Annotated in this window: 20 protein-coding genes; 10 read left to right on the top strand and 10 right to left on the bottom strand. The window is 58.3% G+C overall.

The annotated features are described in order from the left end of the window. Nucleotides 1-285 precede the first annotated feature (285 nt). From ACR0AM_RS02585 to ACR0AM_RS02555, 7 genes are all read left to right on the top strand, one after another. Entirely contained in the window at nt 286-594 is a 309-nt protein-coding gene (locus ACR0AM_RS02585) for a hypothetical protein (RefSeq protein ID WP_274653206.1), read from the top strand. Then, nucleotides 591-794, top strand: a complete 204-nt coding sequence (locus ACR0AM_RS02580) for a hypothetical protein (RefSeq protein WP_025060004.1) — start codon at nt 591-593, stop codon at nt 792-794. The genes ACR0AM_RS02585 and ACR0AM_RS02580 overlap by 4 nt, the downstream gene beginning before the upstream one ends. After that, nucleotides 791-1015, top strand: a complete 225-nt coding sequence (locus ACR0AM_RS02575) for a hypothetical protein (RefSeq protein WP_446719156.1) — start codon at nt 791-793, stop codon at nt 1013-1015. The genes ACR0AM_RS02580 and ACR0AM_RS02575 overlap by 4 nt, the downstream gene beginning before the upstream one ends. Beyond that, the gene (locus ACR0AM_RS02570; protein WP_274653211.1) at nt 1002-1283 is read left to right on the top strand and encodes a hypothetical protein; all 282 of its coding nucleotides are present in this window, start codon (nt 1002-1004) and stop codon (nt 1281-1283) included. The genes ACR0AM_RS02575 and ACR0AM_RS02570 overlap by 14 nt, the downstream gene beginning before the upstream one ends. Before the next feature lie 174 nt (nt 1284-1457). Then, the gene (locus ACR0AM_RS02565; protein WP_274653213.1) at nt 1458-2048 is read left to right on the top strand and encodes a helix-turn-helix domain-containing protein; all 591 of its coding nucleotides are present in this window, start codon (nt 1458-1460) and stop codon (nt 2046-2048) included. Beyond that, on the top strand, nt 2035-3843 hold the full coding sequence (locus ACR0AM_RS02560) for a relaxase/mobilization nuclease domain-containing protein (RefSeq protein ID WP_274653215.1): 1809 nt from the start codon (nt 2035-2037) through the stop codon (nt 3841-3843). The genes ACR0AM_RS02565 and ACR0AM_RS02560 overlap by 14 nt, the downstream gene beginning before the upstream one ends. Then, nucleotides 3836-5728 (top strand): type IV secretory system conjugative DNA transfer family protein, encoded by a 1893-nt coding sequence (locus ACR0AM_RS02555; RefSeq protein ID WP_480622035.1) that lies wholly within the window; start codon nt 3836-3838, stop codon nt 5726-5728. The genes ACR0AM_RS02560 and ACR0AM_RS02555 overlap by 8 nt, the downstream gene beginning before the upstream one ends. Before the next feature lie 123 nt (nt 5729-5851). Here the strand turns inward: ACR0AM_RS02555 and ACR0AM_RS02550 are convergent, their stop codons facing one another. Beyond that, entirely contained in the window at nt 5852-6739 is an 888-nt protein-coding gene (locus ACR0AM_RS02550) for an ImmA/IrrE family metallo-endopeptidase (RefSeq protein WP_274653219.1), read from the bottom strand. After that, nucleotides 6736-7071: a helix-turn-helix domain-containing protein gene (locus ACR0AM_RS02545; protein ID WP_274653221.1), complete on the bottom strand. Its 336-nt coding sequence runs from the start codon at nt 7069-7071 to the stop codon at nt 6736-6738. Before ACR0AM_RS02545 ends, ACR0AM_RS02550 begins: the two co-directional genes overlap by 4 nt. Nucleotides 7072-7216: 145 nt before the next feature. Here ACR0AM_RS02545 and ACR0AM_RS02540 point away from each other — a divergent pair, with 145 nt between their 5' ends. The 3 genes from ACR0AM_RS02540 to ACR0AM_RS02530 are packed head-to-tail and all read left to right on the top strand — an operon-like array spanning nt 7217 to nt 10086. Further along, the gene (locus tag ACR0AM_RS02540) at nt 7217-8548 is read left to right on the top strand and encodes a nucleotidyltransferase domain-containing protein (RefSeq protein WP_274653223.1); all 1332 of its coding nucleotides are present in this window, start codon (nt 7217-7219) and stop codon (nt 8546-8548) included. Further along, complete coding sequence (locus ACR0AM_RS02535) at nt 8532-9077, top strand: type II CBASS E2 protein (RefSeq protein WP_274653224.1); 546 nt, start codon at nt 8532-8534, stop codon at nt 9075-9077. The genes ACR0AM_RS02540 and ACR0AM_RS02535 overlap by 17 nt, the downstream gene beginning before the upstream one ends. After that, complete coding sequence (locus tag ACR0AM_RS02530; protein ID WP_274653226.1) at nt 9025-10086, top strand: CBASS cGAMP-activated phospholipase; 1062 nt, start codon at nt 9025-9027, stop codon at nt 10084-10086. The genes ACR0AM_RS02535 and ACR0AM_RS02530 overlap by 53 nt, the downstream gene beginning before the upstream one ends. A gap of 114 nt (nt 10087-10200) precedes the next feature. Here ACR0AM_RS02530 and ACR0AM_RS02525 read toward each other — a convergent pair whose 3' ends face one another. The 8 genes from ACR0AM_RS02525 to ACR0AM_RS02490 are packed head-to-tail and all read right to left on the bottom strand — an operon-like array spanning nt 10201 to nt 16974. After that, a complete protein-coding gene (locus tag ACR0AM_RS02525; RefSeq protein ID WP_480622034.1) occupies nt 10201-11199 on the bottom strand; it encodes a TrbL/VirB6 family protein in 999 nt (332 codons plus the stop codon). Nucleotides 11200-11207: 8 nt separating this feature from the next. Further along, nucleotides 11208-11399: a DUF4177 domain-containing protein gene (locus ACR0AM_RS02520; RefSeq protein WP_480622033.1), complete on the bottom strand. Its 192-nt coding sequence runs from the start codon at nt 11397-11399 to the stop codon at nt 11208-11210. Continuing rightward, nucleotides 11392-12387, bottom strand: coding sequence for an ATPase, T2SS/T4P/T4SS family (locus tag ACR0AM_RS02515; RefSeq protein ID WP_480622032.1), 996 nt, complete (start codon nt 12385-12387; stop codon nt 11392-11394). Before ACR0AM_RS02515 ends, ACR0AM_RS02520 begins: the two co-directional genes overlap by 8 nt. A gap of 2 nt (nt 12388-12389) precedes the next feature. Beyond that, on the bottom strand, nt 12390-13703 hold the full coding sequence (locus tag ACR0AM_RS02510; protein WP_480622031.1) for a TraB/TrbI/VirB10 family type IV secretion system protein: 1314 nt from the start codon (nt 13701-13703) through the stop codon (nt 12390-12392). Then, nucleotides 13696-14391 carry a TrbG/VirB9 family P-type conjugative transfer protein gene (locus ACR0AM_RS02505; protein WP_480622030.1) on the bottom strand — a complete coding sequence of 232 codons (696 nt, stop codon included), beginning with the start codon at nt 14389-14391 and terminating at the stop codon, nt 13696-13698. Before ACR0AM_RS02505 ends, ACR0AM_RS02510 begins: the two co-directional genes overlap by 8 nt. Before the next feature lie 3 nt (nt 14392-14394). Further along, a complete protein-coding gene (locus ACR0AM_RS02500; protein ID WP_480622029.1) occupies nt 14395-15045 on the bottom strand; it encodes a VirB8 family type IV secretion system protein in 651 nt (216 codons plus the stop codon). Nucleotides 15046-15049: 4 nt separating this feature from the next. Next, nucleotides 15050-15829: a type IV secretion system protein gene (locus ACR0AM_RS02495; RefSeq protein ID WP_480622028.1), complete on the bottom strand. Its 780-nt coding sequence runs from the start codon at nt 15827-15829 to the stop codon at nt 15050-15052. Next, entirely contained in the window at nt 15826-16974 is a 1149-nt protein-coding gene (locus ACR0AM_RS02490; RefSeq protein ID WP_480622080.1) for a lytic transglycosylase domain-containing protein, read from the bottom strand. Before ACR0AM_RS02490 ends, ACR0AM_RS02495 begins: the two co-directional genes overlap by 4 nt. Nucleotides 16975-17079 lie beyond the last annotated feature (105 nt).

The following is a 17079-nucleotide window of genomic DNA, read 5'->3' as shown; positions in this document are numbered from 1 at the left end:
CCGCCCAACATCCCTGTCGCGTCCCGTCAATGGGCAAGCGCCGCGCGGGGGCGCGTCGTCAAAGCCTGCAACCCGTGTCCTCGCGCGAAGGCGCGCTGCGGGCCGCACCAGTTGCTGGCTTTGACCCATTGACCGGCCGCTCCTGGGCCGTGGGTCGGGCTGTGCCCCCACCCACTCTGTTCCGCCGAATACATGCGTATTCGGTCAGATCAGATTGGCCGGTGTGCAGCCCATCGGCGGAAGGGGGCGGAAGCCCCAACCGCAGCACCCAAGAGGAGGCCACAAATGGCTCACAAATATCAGCCCCCGAAATTCTGGACCTGCGACTGTGATCGCGCGACCGGCGGTCACATCATCGACGGGCTTTATAGCACCTGCGTATATTGCGGGAAGCATCGGCACGAGCTGAAGGAAATCGTTGTTCCGTCGGGTTTGGGCGGCGTGTTCTGCGTCGAGATCCTCAGCATCGAGGATGATTGCGCCAAGGTGAAGGTGGTCAAAAGCTCGAACGGCTTTGACGCGCTGCCGCCCTTCACGGTGCCGTTCAAGGACATCGCCCCGCGTTGGAAGCACAAGGCGGGAGAAATCCGATGATCCCAGACTATCACAGCGATGATTTTGCGACCGCGCGTCTGGAAGATACCGTGAGTTTGCGAAGCGCCGCCCGTGAGGCCCGCGCCACGCTTTACGCGGTGTTGAACCGGCTGGAGCTGAACGATCTTGACGGCGAGGAGCAGCCCTACATCGACGATTGTCTCGGGGCTCTCGCAATCCTTGAGGAGGCGTTGCGATGACCTTGGAAGATATCAAAGCAGCAGTGGACGCGGGCAACCGCGTTCACTGGGTCAACAGCGGATATGTAGTGACGAGTGATGACCTCGGGCAATACCTCATCACCTTCACACGGAATGGGTCAGCTATCGGCTTGACCAGTCGGGATGGCACCCGCCTGAATGGCGAGCCTGACGAATTTTTCATCGGGGAAAGTGCAGAGGTTCGCCATGAGGTATTCTGACATCAGGCAGGCGGCCCGAGAGGGCCGCGCCAGCGTGCATCTTCATGGGTTCTGCAATCTGCCCGATGGCGGGCAGGAGTATTGTGATGATCCAGTACTGATCAATGGCTGGACGATCTATATCCGAGTTGAGACCCCAGACGACCCGCAACAGCCCTTTGATCTACACGAGCTGCCCGACCATCAAACCTATGCCAGTGCCGAAGGCGCGGCCCGCGCAATAGCGCTGCAATTGCTTTGCAATGCTGAGGCTTGGAACCACGATTAGTGGTGCCAGGCCTCACGCATGTGGCCGGGCTTTGCCCGGCGGTCGCAGCCTACGGCTGCTCCAAACGGAATACAGGCAGTTGATGCAATATTATAATATTGAATCAATTATAGCGAAGTGCCATAACAGGGCTGCCTGTATGATGCTGGCAAGAAATAGGGGGGATTACTTCACATGGGCCGACCGCGCACACCACGGCACAAGCGGCTTACGCAGAACCAGCGTTTTGCCATCGTGCGCAAGCGTGCCGAAGGGGTGGCGATCGAGGATTTGGCCCGTGAATTTGGCGTCACGCCCCGCAGCATCTTCTACACGTTGAAGGCCGATCAAAGCCGCAAGCTCGACGCGCGCGTGCGCTCCGAATTGGTGAATGTCCGGCTCACGCCAAAGGAGCTTGCGAGCTTTGATGCGGTGCTGACGCGGCATGATATCGCCAGCCGCGCCGACGGGTTGCGGCGGCTGATCTATGCGTCGAACGATCTCTTCGTTCCTGACGATGAACTGGCCAACCAGATGCAGGGGCTATCGGCTTCGCTCAATCGCACCGGCAACAACATCAACCAGATCGCGCAGCGCCTAAACGAGGCAAAGCGCCAGGGCAAGACGCCGCCCTATGGCAACTCTGCCCATAGCCAGGTGCGCGCCTTGGCCGGGCTGATTTTCGATATCGCCGACCAGGTTCAGGACATGGCGCAGCGCCGCCGAAGCGCGCTGTCCGGCGAGGTTGCTCGCGTACTGGGAGGTTTTGCCGATGGCCCGGAATAGCGCCGTTGCTGCCGCGCAGGAGGCCTTCTTCGATCGCGACTGGAGCCGCATTCGCGGCAGCGTGCCGCGTGCCCGTGCCAAGCAAATGGCCCGGGCGGCGATGGGGCATTCGCCCGCGATCTTCAAAGCCATTCGAGACGGCGGAACACACAACAAGACTCAGCTGCGCAACCAGCTGGAGTACCTGACCACCAAGTCGAGCTTTATCATCGACAGCCGTGGCACCTATGACGGCCAAAGCGTTCTATCAGGCAAGGAGATCGAGCAGGTTACGCGCCGGTTTTCCGCACAGTGGAATGAGGGGTTCCATCCCAAACTGGGACATACCTCGCACCTCTTGATGGCCTTCCCGATTGGCACGCGCGGCGAGGATGTCGCCGAGATCACGCGCGAGATCTGCGAGCGTTTTTTTCAAGGTGAAGGCAGCCACTTTGACTACATCGCCGCCGTGCATGAGGACCGGGACCATCCACACGCCCATATCGTCCTGAACCGGCGCAGCAAGGACGGTGAATTCTTTTTTCTGAAAGAAGGGCACCATTTCAACTACGACAGTTTTCGCGAGGCAATGGTTGAGGTGTCGGACCGCTATGGGTTGCGGCTTGAGGCGACCCGAAAGCTCGAACGTGGGATCACGACGAAGAGGCCAAGCGATGCAGACCAGCGTCGCGCGGAAGCCACGGGCAAGAAGCTGACCGAACGTGAGCGCGTGGGGCCGGAGCTTGACCGTGCCTTGGCTGAGGTGGCGCATAACGCGCGGCTTTATCGCGGCCTGGCCGCCGAGGCCTCTCGCGAGAACCAGCATGACATTGCAGCAGCCTTGGACAAGGCCGCGCGGCTCTTGGCGCATGGCAAACCGATTGAAGCAGATGGAAAGGTATACGGCATGGCCGAAGAACAGCATTCGTTTGATGAGGTCGTGGATGCCTTTCACGACAAGATCAAAAAGGCCGAACGCATTGTAGCGGACGCCCCGGTGGAGCGACGTGCCGCGCTGGAGCATGAGCTGAACGACATCTATCGTTCTTTGTCACATCTGAGCCCAATGGGAACGCAGTCCCACACCTTGCTCGAAGATGCCTCCAAGAGCGGGATCTATTCGGCCGCGAACATTCAGGCCGACGCCCAAAGTGCATTGCGGGATACAGCTCTTACCGAACGTCTTGAACAGGCTTTGAAAGGCACCGGCATTGACGCGCAGGATGTAGCGCGTCGGGTCGAAATCGGCGCGGGCAATGCCGCGCTCGAGCGGCAATGGCTTGGACAGGATTTGAAGGCGATTGCCGAGAAGGACGGCTTTGACCTGTCACGCGCCGATGAGCTTGAGAAAGCGATCGACCGCCTTGACCATGTGCACAGTGATCTGGGCCGTATGTTGGCCGATGCTGAAGTTCTCAAGGACAGTGGAGCGGTGGAGGCCGACCGGGAGGAAGCCATAGTCGACGGGTTGCCGCCGACCACCTCTGACATCCTGAGCCGTTTGAGAGATGATCCGACCGCAGATCCATTCCGAAACGATCTGGAGCGCGAGACTTTGAGGGCCGAACTGGAGGATCTGGCCGGTGAAGAAAATACCCCGGACTTGGCAATTGGCGATGAGACCGCGCTGGAGGAACATATCGAAGACCGCCTGGACCGGCTCTATGCGGCTAAGGCCTATCTGCAGAGCGATGCCGCTCTGGCGAACAGTGTGGCGATGGAGCATGTCCTAGACGAGATCGCCAATGAAGAAATTGATGTTCAACGCGAGCGGCATGTCGATGCCGACGGCGAAAAAGGTGTGACGCATGGGTAAGGCGCGGATCGCACTCGGCGTCATGAGCTTTGCTCTTCTGGGCGCGGTGTTGGGGTATGTTCTGGCGTCGGCCTTTCTGACGTTCCACTGGTTCGGGGTCGGGGCGGATATCGATTTCTTGATGCTGGCACGCAGCTATGGGGTTCTCCGAACGACGCATCAGGCCGACATGCAGATTGTTCACTTGGTCGTGGGGATCAGCACTGGTGCCGGTGTTTTGCTCAGTGCGGTGTTGATGAACGATGCGCTGACCAAATTTGGGGAAACCCACTGGCAGCAGATGTCCGAGATGAAGCGGAACGGTTTCTTCGGCAAGCCTGGCCACGGCTTTGTCCTCGGCAAAATGGGAAAGCCCAAGAGCCGCAAACCCTTGGTCATGTCCAAGGTTTTTCCCCATGCGCTGATCGTGGCTCCAACCGGACGCGGAAAGACCACGGGGTTCGTCATTCCGAACCTTCTGACTTATCAGGGCAGTGCCGTCGTGCTCGACGTGAAGGGCGAAAACTTCGAGGCAACGGCCCGCCACAGGGCTGCGCAGGGCGACAAGGTGTTCCGGTTCGCGCCAACAGACTGGAAGGATGGCCGTTCGCACCGGTACAATCCTTTGCTGCGCATATCGGCGCTGGAAAACGTCGACCGCCAGCAGATGGAGCTGCAACTTCTGGCTTCGCTGTTCCTGCAAGCAGATAACGACCGGGTGCAGGGGCTTCTCGATGGCGGTATTGACCTATTCGTGGCGGCAGGACTTTTGGCGTTCGAGCGAAAGCGGCCGACCCTGGGCGAGATCTACCGCATCACCGCATCGGGCGGGGACAAGCAGAAAGAGTATCGCCGCCGCGCCGATGAAGTGGTCAATCCAGCCGCCAAGCTGATCTTCATGCGGATGGCCTCGACCAACAACGACACGCTGACATCCTACCTGTCGCTCTTGATGACATCTGGCCTCAAGCAGTGGTCAAACCCGGCCATCGACCGTGCGACCGCAACGTCGGACTTCGATTTTCGCGATATCCGAAAATCGCCATTTTCGGTTTATCTCGTGGTCGAACCGCTGATGGTAAAACCGCTCGCGCCGTTGATCCGCCTGTTTTTCTCAGACCTGCTGGCATCGCTGCAGGACCATGAACCCGGCAAGGACGAACCCTGGCCGGTTATGATCATGCTCGATGAATTCAACCGCCTGGGCAAAATGCCGATCGTTCTCGATAGCATCGAAACCCTGCGATCCTACCGGGCCAACCTCGCGATCGTAACGCAGACGATCCCGGCCTTGGACGAAATCTACGGTGAAAATGCCCGGCGTGCCCTGCAGGGTAACGCGGGCATCAAGCTCTATCTCACGCCCTCAGATGAAAAGACCATCGAAGAGCTCAGCAAAGCCGTCGGCAAAACCACCAAGCGTGTTGTGACTCGCTCGCGCTCGGTCGGTCGCAACCCATTCGCCGGACGCAGCATGTCTGAACGGACTGAAGAAACCGCGCTGCTTCCCGAGGATGAGGCGCGGCGTATGGATCTTGATGACATCGTTCTGGTGGTCGACGCGCAAATGCCCGTGCGCGCCAAGCGGATAAAGTACTATGACGATCGCTTCTTTAAGCAGATCTTCGACAAGCAGACAGGCGACCTCCCATATCCCTCGGCCGGGGACCAAATGCGCGGCCTACAAGGGCAGATCAAGGCACTGGAAGCGAAGATAGGGGCGCTTGAGATACCGAGAGCAGTTTCAGGTGGCGGCTCTGAAGGTGAAGGGAAGCGGCGAGAAGAGATCGATAATTTGGTCAGCGAAAAGCGGGGTGAGCCGAACGAGGGCAAGCCTAGTTTGGACGAGTATCAGGCTGGTTCAGATCGGGTGGAGAAATTTATGGAGGCGGCAGTCCAGGGATGAGAGCAGAAAGAAAACGTTGTTGCCTGCCGACGAAGGACTCATTGCAGCAGAAACGAGTAGATTTCTAAATTGACCAGGAGACAAGAATTCCCAACCCGCATTCGAAAGATTGACCTTCGAATTCTAACGCCCAAGTGCGAACCGTGGCGTCCAGCTCTCAATTAATGCTTCTTCTTCCGCCAGATCTTCATCATCTGGATCTTCGGCCAGCTCGTCGCTCGATAAAACAGTCAGAGTGAAACCATAACTGCCTAGCCCAACGACCTCTTCGTCTAAGGTCAAGCGGCGAGTACAAGAAAACCAGTTTGCAAGCGTGGTTTGCCCGCACAGGGTTCGACCCGAAGCAACGTTGCCGGGCTTCCGATTAAATTCGCGTGTAAGGCTTGCTGGCAAAGATACGCCCTTGCGAAGAAACGTAAGCTTGTCGAGTTTCTTGAAGCTATCGGACAGGAATGCGTATGCCACTTTGTCACCGGAACTGACGATCACCGCCATCGGATAGTCACAACACTCGGCAGCCCTGATCGCTGAAGCCGTCAGCGAACACTCCGCGCTGTGACCCAATGTCATGATCGCATCAAGGCCGACGCGGCTTGTACCGATGACGTTTGAAACCAGCCTCGATGGCATCAACAGACCAGACGCGAAGTGATCGGCTTCGAGCTCAATGGAGTTTGAACCTTGCGAAAATCCCGCTTTGGAGATGTGAATCGGAGCTGACTTTAGGATCTCTTCCGGATGCCCTTCCAGAAAATAGTGCCCAAGCTCGTGAGACACTGTAAATCTGCGGAATCCCTCGCTTACAATATCTGTCGCATAGAAAATGCCGACACGGTCGTCGAAGAATATGATTCCTCCGCTGACACCTGGTCGATCAGGCGGTTTTGGCTCAATCATGATGTCCTCGGCCTCTGCGATCGCAAATGGATCAACCGGGAAGTTGTCAAACCCCATCTCTTTGGCCTTTAGCTCGCCCTGACGTCGCGCCATAGTGAGCCGGAACTTGCTCATTTCTCCGCTTTCTTTTGATTCATCAAGTCAATCATCATCTGGATGTGCTCTCTGTCGCCGTCAGATAGGTTTTCTTCCCCCCGGAACACTGTTGTTGCTTGGCCCATCTCCAAGGTGCGCCCAAGGAGATAATCCGAAGTCACATTCAGTGCTTTTGCGAGGGATCGGATATTGGCGAAAGATGGCTTTCGTCTTTCCTTCTCGAAATGTCCGATGGCGGATGGTTGCAGGCCGGCCTTTGCGGCCAATTCGGTTTGATTAAGTTCTCTGTTCTCTCTGGCTCGGCGTAACCTTTCGCCGAATCCTCCCGTTTCATCTGTTGAGTTTGACATGACGCCCTTGGTTGTGTTACTATGACGAAATCGTAGGATTTCCGCCGCTTGCTCGCGGCTTTTTCTTTCGCGAAACGCCCTACGAAAACGTCAATAACTGTAAGACAGATCGTAGAATCCGTCAAGCCTGAGGGGGCAGAAGGAAATGAATGTAAGAACAAATTTTGAAGACTACGCGCGGAACCTGGATATCGATCCGGTTGAAGCAGCGCTGATGGATGTGGCTCGGGCCATCCAGATCACCGTGACAATGCATCGCGAGGCAGAAGCTCACTATCGCGGATTGGCCAGCCATGTAGATCGGCCGGGAAGCCCATTTGAAGACCTTGTCCACGAGATCTACGCGTCCGGCAGCTTTGCCATTCACGCACCGACGCGATCTCGCCTTAAGCGAGATCAGCATGATGTCGACGCTGTCATTGAACTGAGCGTGCTACCAGGTAGCGACCCTGAATGGGTCTTGACCATGCTCTACAAGGCAATCAAAGGCGATCCGGGCAGCAAGTATCATGACTATCTGATCGAAAAGAACAGCCGCTGTGTGACTGTGACATATCCGGATGGCGTGACCGTGGATCTGATGCCGGTTGTTCGTTTGGCTGGCACCCCGGAGCGCGTCGCGACCCTGTTCCACCACAAGCCGGAAACGGGTACTTGCTACCACAAGGAGGTGAACCCAAAGGGGTTTGCCGACCACTTCAATGGCCATATCGAAACAAGCGCAGTCTTCCAGGATCTTTTCGACGCGCGGCGTTTCCTCGTAGACGGTGAAACCTACGAAACCATGGCAAAACGCGTGACGTCTGATGGCAGCATGATAAAGGCTGATACCCAACCGATGCCTGTCCATGTCCCGCTCGACCAAAAGTCTCCGCGGGTTGTTGCTCTGCAATTGATCAAGCGCTTTCGCGACAAGCGCTTCCGCAAACATGATGACCACCGCGGCAAACGGAAACCTCCCTCGATCATTATGGCTGCGATCGCGCTGGAAGCTGGCCCAGTGCAAGACAGTCTCGTTGACGAGGTGATTGCACTGGCAATTCGTATGCGCCGCCGCATCCAGGATGCCGAAAGCTGCCTGCGGTTGTTGAAAGTTCGCAATCCGGCTCATACACCCGACATCTTCACCGACCGGTGGCCTGAGCAACGGAGCGACCAGCAACTCTGGGCCCGCGATCTCCAGACACTCATTGACCGCTTGAAGACTCTACAACGCGTTGGTTTCAACCCAGCGGTAATTCAGTCAACCTTCGACGATCTCTTCGGTGAGAAAGCCGGTGAAACGGCGCTGCAGGCGTTTCACCGGGCGCGGATGGTTCAGCTTGAACACGGCGCGATTGGAATGAAACCGGGTGGAGAGTTCAAGCCTGCGGCCCCTGCTTTGGGTGCCGGTGTCGCGACTGCAAACGGTCTCATCACGCCTGCCCGAGCCAATACCAACATGGGGGGCGTCGTGCCCGATGATAACTGTTGGTAACCAGATCGCGGATATGCGCGCTATTCTCCCGACCTGGTCGTGCAATCAGCCGGACAAACGAACTGCCATTTGGCATGGCACGCTCAAGCCTCATAAGACGACCTATGGGTTGCGCGTGGAATACACCGAACCACTGTTGCCCGAGGGGCGGTCAAATCTCTATCTTCAGCCTCTGGTAGAGGTGTTAAGTCCACCGCTGACCCGGAGATTTGGAAATGCGGAAGGCTCGCTCCCGCATGTCTACGTCGCACATCCGCGAACGCAGCGGATCGGTCCCTTTCTTTGCCTCTTTGATGATGAAGCAAACGAATGGACACCAGATGATCGCATTAGCAATACCACCATCCCTTGGGCTTCAAACTGGCTTAGCTGCTACGAGTGTTGGTTGTTGACGGGCAAATGGTTCGGCACGGGCAAGCACATCAGGTTAGAAACAGATAGCCGCAACCCAGTAGCGGCAAGATTGGAACGTTACCATGGAACAACCTCAGTTGCGGCGGTCACACGGCACGATTTTTCATCGGCGTGAACAGCTCGAATGGACGGCCGACACCTTCCGCATCCTCTCGATCGATGGTGGCGGAATAAAAGGCATATTGCCTGCCGCCGTGTTGGCCGAATGCGAGCGCCGATTTCTGAAAGGAGGATCAGCAGCGGCCTATTTCGATTTGCTGGCAGGAACATCAACTGGCGGCATAATCGCGCTTGGTCTGAGCGCGGGAATGCGCGCGGCGGAGGTTCTCGACATTTACCTTACCCACGGCGGGAAGATCTTTCCAAAAGGCTGGACCCCGCCATTCGCTTTGGGTCGGGCGGCTAATTCTGTTTACGGGTTCGCGCGCAACATGGCCGTCTATCGCTATGACCGAGAGCCCTTGGAACGCGCCCTTCGGGACTGTTTCGGCAACAGAACTCTTGGGACTGTGGATCGGCGGTTGAACATTCCAACCTTTGACGGTTTCAACGAGGTCACTGTTCTGAAGACTCCACATCATCCTGATTTTCGCCTGGACTGGCAGGAGGAGATCGTGACGGCCGCCCTTGCGACCTCGGCGGCACCTACCTTCTTTTCGACATACCGAAATGGCACGCGGCACTTTGCCGATGGAGGTGTTTGGGCAAACAACCCAGCCATGGTTGCGCTGGTTGATGCCCTTTCGTGTTTCGATCTCGACCGACATACCGTCGACATTCTATCTCTCGGATGTGGCGAACAGGATCTGCTATTGTCGGACTCGCAAATCAAGTGGGGAGGGATGTTTCACTGGCGCACCATCATTGAGACGGCCATGCATCTACAAAGCCAAAACGCACTGGGTCAGGCCGGTCTGCTGATTGGGCGCGACAGATTACTGCGGGTAACAACTGCACCTTCATTAGCTCCGATTGCGATGGACGACTTTGAAAGAGCTCGTGATGAGCTTCCCACTCAAGCCCGGCGACTCGTCGAAGAGAATTCCGAGCGTTTGGAAAGGTTCTTCGATGCGGAAAGGGCACCGGTAACCCTCTATCATGGAGAGCAGGCTGCCGACCTTTGATTGCAGCAAGTAAGATCGCTTGACCGGCGCACCTAAGACATTTATCTGCGTTTAGTTAGGAGTGACTGCGCCGCAGCAAAGACCAGTCCGACCAACAGCAGGAAGGTGCCGATTTCACTTCAAGCGCTTGGCCCGTTCAGCGACCTTCTGAACCATAGAAACAGTAGCTCCGCCCGCCTGCCGTATTCCGGCTCCCGCGATCTCGGAGTTTGATCTGGTCCCAAAACGTGCCCGAGCCCGCGAGCCCTTTGTGCCAATCAACCCCTTTGCGAAGCCGCCAGGGCCTGGAATGCTCGGCGGTCCGGCCATCATGAAGTTGCCTGAAATTGAACGGACGATCAGCGGGGTTGCGATGATCATGCCGCCTGCGAGAAACATCATCATGAAGAAGGGGACCAGCGCGCCGATATTGCTTGCACCGGATGGATCTCCGAGTTCGGTCATCAGCGAACGCGACATGCCGACGACGGTGGAAAACACGCCTGCGATCACGAGAGGGTAGAGAGCGTAGGACACAGTGCTGGACAGCCAACGGTGGAAATAGTCCTTGCTGACATCGAACAACGAAAGCGCGATCATGATGGGGGCGATGCCGATCATGAAGGCCAGCATGATCTTGGCAAAGATCAGAACAAGCCCGCAGAGTGCGCCGATGACGCCCAAAAGGAACGCACCGATCGCGCCGATCAGGGCTCCGGCCATCCAATGCATGTTGTCTCCAGCCGCGTTAAGGTAGTCGCCGAACTCTTCGATGAGATCGTCAAAGGCCCCGGCAAAGTAAGACGCGCCAGCCCCGCCGCCGCCAAGCCCCGCCACCATGCCGCCCGCGAGTTGGTCGAGCCCATCGACTAGGGCGCTGGCCACCGCGTTGAACTGGACCCAGTTCATCGCAAAGAGGGAGATCAGCATAAGCTTGAGGACGAACCAGAACGCCGTCCGCCCATCCATGGACTTGTACTGAAACACCATGTTGAGAAACACGCCGATCACGGCGAGCGTCGAAGCCACGGCGATGATGCCGCCCAGCTGGCCCGCGACGTTGCCAAATGTGGTTTGGGCCGCGTCGTCCAGAAAGTTGTCGGTTGTCTCGACCATCCAGGTGACGACGCCCATTGTTGCTCCTATGCTTTCTGGGCCGGTTTGACACGCCAGATGTCGCGCTTCAGAAAGGCTTTCAGGATGTGCTCGCCGTCAAAATCCGGCACGACAGAGACCAGCTCCCAGCCATCCTGACCAAGGGCCGTCAGCTGCGCTTCGATCTTCGGTGGCTTTGTCTTGGCGGTGTTGATCTGTTCAATCTTGTATTCAAACATGGGCTGTTTCCTTTGAATGGGCCGGATCAACCGGCAGGTAGAATTCAGTGATACCGCGCGCACCATCATGGCGACCGGCCTGGATGATCACATCGATGGAGCGGGTGATGTAGTCGTTCATGTCCTGGTAGGTCATAGGTACGTCGGTCTTCAGGGCAGCGATGGCGAGGCGCTGGATAGCCAACTGAGGGGTTTCAGCGTGTAGCGTGGTTAGCGAGCCACCATGGCCGGTGTTGATGGCCTCAAGGAAGGTCATGGCCTCTTTGCCGCGCACTTCGCCCAAGACGATGCGGTCTGGCCGCATGCGCAGGGTGGAGGTCAGCAGGACATCAGCGCTGCGCATGGCCTCATCGCGGTCAGACATCAGCGTGACCACATTGGGTTGCGTTGGACGCAGTTCCGCAGCCTCTTCGATCGTTATGATACGCTCGTCAGTGGGCACTAAGGAGAGGATCTTGCGCGCCGTGACGGTTTTGCCGGTGGAGGTTCCGCCGGAGACGATCATGTTGAGCTTGTGCGTCACACAGAACTTGATCGCGGCGTCGATGTCGCCCGTGGCCACGACATCGCGCAGCTCGGCATTGCGTTTGCGGCGTGCACCTTCGTTGCTGTGCTCTTTTCCGAAGAGAAAGGACAGCTTGATCCGCTCCAATGGCAGGTCGGCGAAGAACCGCAGGGAAATCGCGTAACCGCCATCAACGGCGGGAGGCTGGATGACTTGCGCGCGGATCGGGCGGTCGCGGTAGGTGATGCTGACTGATACAATCGGCTTGGTCCGGCTCAGAGTGGTGTTCGCGGCGGAAGCAACCTGATTGCCCAAGTCTTTGATCTCGTTTGGTGAGAGCCTCCGATTGACGGATCGCATGAAGTGATCCCCCTGAAACTCCGCCCACAGCGTGCCGTCGGGGTTGATGCAAAGCTCGATCAGCTTTGGATCACGCGCTTCGGGGATCTTGTCCATCGAGCTTTGCAGATAGCTGGCCGCCATGATCAGAAAATCTCCAAATCGCGGTCGACCATCACGGTGACGCGGGCACCTTGATCGACATAGATCACCGGCGAGATGGAGAGGTATTCGCCAATTACGCTTTGCGCGCTGTCCTGAAGGTCTTCGCCAATGCCCTCGAGTACATCCGAGGTGATCTCATCTTCGGTGTTCTGGGCTGCCACAGCGGGCAAGGCTCCGATCAGCGATATCAGGGCGGCAGAACCGAACCGCGTGCCAAAGCGGCTGTCGACGAAACCGGTCGTTCCGGAACGGCCCAGTTCATCGCCTCCGAAGGCGCTGATTTCAACGGTCTGGTTGCTGGGCAGAATGATCCTGTCCCAAGCGATCGTCACGCGTTGCTGTGCGATGTCGAGGCCAGATTGATACCGCCCGATCAACCGCGCGCCGCGCGGGATCAGGATCTGCGAGCCGTCATAGGCATGGACATCTTCCGATACCATCGCGCGGACCTGACCGGCGAGCGAGCTGTCGATCGCTGTCTCCAACACCGCCTGGATCATTGTGCCCTGAACGACCGTGTTTGACGGGTTCACAATCACCTGGGCCTGCGTCACCTCGGCGGGTTCTGCGCCATTGCGGACAAAGTCTGTGTCGCCATCAAGTCGCCGTTGCTGCGCGGCGGTTTCGTTGTTGCCGCCTCCAGAGCCGCCAAAGGCGATAATTGGGCTGGCGATGCGGGCTTGGAGTTCCTCAAGTTCGGCTTGCCTTCGCCGCTCGAGCTCTTGAAGGCGCAGCTCTTCGGCCGTGGGGCCGGTTGGTGCGGGCGTGCGCGGGGTTTCCAGGCGTGCAAGTTCCAGATCACTCTGCAGTCGCTGGATTTGCCGTGCGCGTTCTTCCAACTCCTCGCGCAAGGCGGCTTGCGTTGCTGCTGCCTCGCTGCGCAGGGCATCGATCTCTGCGCCCAAGGTATCCAATGCCTCGAGGCCGACGGTTGGGGCCTCAGGCGCAGGTGCGTTGCGCAGGGCATCAAGTTCTTCCCGCATGGCATCCATTTGCGCGCGCAGCTCGTCTGTTTCGCTGTTTGTTTCCGGTTCCGGCGGCGGCGAAGTGTCAATCGGTGCGGGGGTGGGCTCAAGCGCACCAAAGCCCGGCCCCGCTGCTTGGAATTCATCTGGGGAGGCGGTTTCTAGGCTCTCGGGTTCAGAGCTGCCAGAGAACAACAGCAATAGACTTCCAAGAGCAGCGATTGCCGCAATACCTAGGGCAATAGTGACAGCCGACGGCCGCGACTTTCGGTTTTGTGTTTTTCCTTCAATCGCTTCTAGGCGTTTCTTAAGCTCGGCTGTTTCACTCATCTTGATTTGCCTCGCTCATCTCTTGGACGCAGATCTCGTCCTCGCCGAGCCTGAGAACCCATCGATCGCTGACACCTGAGACACGGATCACACCGTTTGGCCGCGCGAGCGCGTTCACGCTACGCTCATTGCCTCCCGACCAGCGAAAGATCGCGGGCAAAGGCGCATTCGCGGCAAAGCGGAAATACGTGAAGGTGCCGTCATCCCAGATTTCGCGCGGAGTGATTTCGGACCGCGCGCTGACGCCATAGGCGTGGTTTGCTGGTGCGTTCGCCGCCACACGTGATTGCCGAGGGGTCGCCTCGGGATAGGTGAAGCGGATGACATAGAACGTCGGAGAGCTCGCCTCTGTCACATTGAAATAATAGCTACGCCTGTTGGTGTAGACGGTGATGTTGGTATGCGCGCCGCGCGAGACCGGCTTGATCGCAAAGGCCTGACCACCAGGCACGCCGTCCAGAAGGAAGCCCTCGGTGTCGCCCGCAATGATCGAGCGGATGGTCTCGCCTTGGCCGAATTCAATGCTGGTGACATGGGTCAGGCTGGTGCGGATGCGGTAGACCTGCCCATCCTGATAGGTGGCCAGCCGGACGCGGGCATCATAGGGGCCTTGTCGCGGCTGGGTTTCTGCATAGGCGGTGCCAGCAAGCGGTATTAGGAAGGCGAGGATCAGGAACAGGCGGCGCATTGGTTACTCCAAACGATCCGAGCGGATCGCATATTCGGTGACGGTGAAGCCGAAAGGGTTCTGCCAGACATCGTCGATCGACCGGCTATTCTCGGGCCGAAACTCAAACATCAGCGTTGCGGTGAAGAGCCCGTTTTGACTCCCACGCGGTGAATTGAGCCGCTTGCGAAGGCGTACCTGGGCACGGTTGGCGCTGATATGGGTGATCGACAGAACCTCGACTTCAAGCCGCGCATCTGTACCGTAGCTGTCCGGCGGATATGCCTCATGGCCGCTGGTCCAAAGCGCGCGCAACCCTGCAGCGGCCGCGCCGTCCGACTGGTCCAGGACCCGCCGCACACGCACATCATTGTCGAGCTGATTGTACGTCTCTCGATCGATGACATAGCGGTAGACCTGTGCCTCGATGATAGCGGGGCGTTCCGTGAGTGAGACCGCTTCAACCACGGCATTGGGGAGGGCAATGCCGGTTTCGCTATCAAAGGGCACGATCATGGGCGGCGGGTCCACGTCGAACAGAGCGACAAGAGCAGCGACGAGGCAACCTGCCATGCCAAATGCCATGCCGGTCAACCCCAGTTTCTGCCACATGAGCTCGCGTCGTCTTGCGCCGTAGACGAGCTCTTCTTCGATGATTTCTGCCTCGCTGTTCATGGGGTCAGTCCGCGCGCAGGTCTGGCAGCGTGAAGTCCATGTAGCGGCGCTCTTCGGCCAGGGTGGCAGCATCGACCACGCCGGATTGGCCCGCGCCGACGGTCTGAATGGCTTCGAGCTCCCACATGCGAGTCATAGCAATGGCCAACTCGGCCGTGACGCGAGTGTTGTGATCGACGGCTTCCTTAAGCGTTTCCATGTCGGGGATCAGCGAGACCAGCTGTTCGACCCGTTCGAGGGATTGCGCGGCCTCTTCATAGCTGTTTTCAGCGGCTGCAGACATCACCGCCCCGGTGCCCGCTTGGCTGGCAATGCGCTCCGCCCCAGGATTGCCACTGCTGGCCATGTCGGACAGGCTGTCTTCGTCAAAGCCTGCATCCTCTAAGGCTTGCGTCATACGGCCCTCCATCTGTGGGGCTGCATTGCCGATGAGGCCGCTGAAATCGCCACTTTGGATTTGCCGGATGGTGCCCAGGAGATCGCCGAACTCTTGGTCCAAAAGCCCGTCGAGGTCACCGCCCATGGCCATTTCAATGATGTCTGTCGCACCGGTCAGGGCGGCGTAGGTCTCGTTGAGCGTGTCGAGTTGCTGCTGCACCAGATCGAGCTGCTCGAGAAGCGTGTCGAGCTGGTCGGTCTGGATCCCGAAATCCTCCAACATTTGCTGCAGCTGGCGAATTTCCTGCGCGATGTTGCGCGTGTCGACCGTGGGGACACCTTGGGCAAATAGGGGTGAGGCAAACAGCAACGCGCAGGTGGTTACGGCAGAAAAAAAGCGGGTCATCGGAGTGCCTCCAGATCGAATTGCATGAAGTCTTGTTCGCGCGCCTGCGCGGCCGCCATGGCCAGCTCTGCCGCGCTGAGCGGGCGGGTGTGGGCGGCCTTGAGGCGCGTACGGATGGCGATCAAGCGGGCGAGTTCGGCCCGCGCATAGGTGTTGAGCGACATGGCAGCGTGAATGTCGTCGGTTTCGCCGATACGGGTGATGATGTCCTGCACGCGCAGTGCGGCCGCTTGCACCGAGACCATGGAATAATCGCCATAGACCCCTGCGCCGAAGGAGGTGAGGCTCATGGTCGAGTTTGCGAGCAGAACCGGATCAATCGTGCCGAGTGCATCAACACCGCCGACGCGGGCAAGGTAAAGGTTGTAGCGCTCCGGGATCACCTGAACGTAGTGCTGGGTTTCAGCGAAGGGCGGCACACCGCCGTAGCGCTGCACATTGCCGGGACCGGCATTGTAGGCCGCGAGCCCGTGAATGATGTTGCCATCAAACATGGCGAGCATTTGCGCCAGATAGCGCGCGCCGCCCGTGACCTGGATATAGGGATTTTCATAATAGGCCGGGAAAATCCCTAGATCCTGCGCTGTGCCGGGCATGATCTGGGTCAGGCCGAACGCGCCGACAGGGGAGCGCGCGCCGATGGTGAAGCGGCTTTCTTGCCAGATCAGCGCCTGCAACAGACAGCGCCATTGCTTGGGCGACAGGCCCGCCGCGCGCACGCCAGGCATATGGTGCGTTTCCTGAGCCGCGCGAATGATCAGCTCTTCGATCGAGCCGGATGCATCGCCGAACATCTGTGCCGCGCCGGGGTTTGGGTCGGCTGGACCGTAAAGCGTCTCTGCGGCGCTTTCAGGTGATGAACCAGCTTCCAAACTAGCGACCAGTGCGCCGGAATTCCCGCTGGCCAATGTCGTGGCGTCGAGGATGTCTTCCAGCGCCTGGAGTTGTTCCTGCTCGAGCTCTTCAAGCTCTTCCTCTTTGGTCAAACGATCCCGCTGCAGTGCTAGATCTTGTTTGCCCTGCTGCAAAACGCGCTCGCGCTGAAAGAACATGCCTGCATCAAAGGTGGGCACACCTTGGGCAAAGGCCATTGGCGCGTTGAGCCACACCAAACCCGCAAGGATATGCGGGCGGAGGCTATTCATGCAGCGAACCAATCGGCCCGAGCAACTCGAAATTGCAGTTACTGCGGCTGACCTCGGCAAAGGAGTTGAAGCATTCAGCTTCTGACGGCCGGTATTCCGCGCAGG

The organism is Ruegeria sp. AD9, assembly GCF_056542305.1.
The sequence above is the reverse complement of the archived record's forward strand: the minus strand, read 5'-3'. Positions and strand labels throughout refer to the sequence as shown.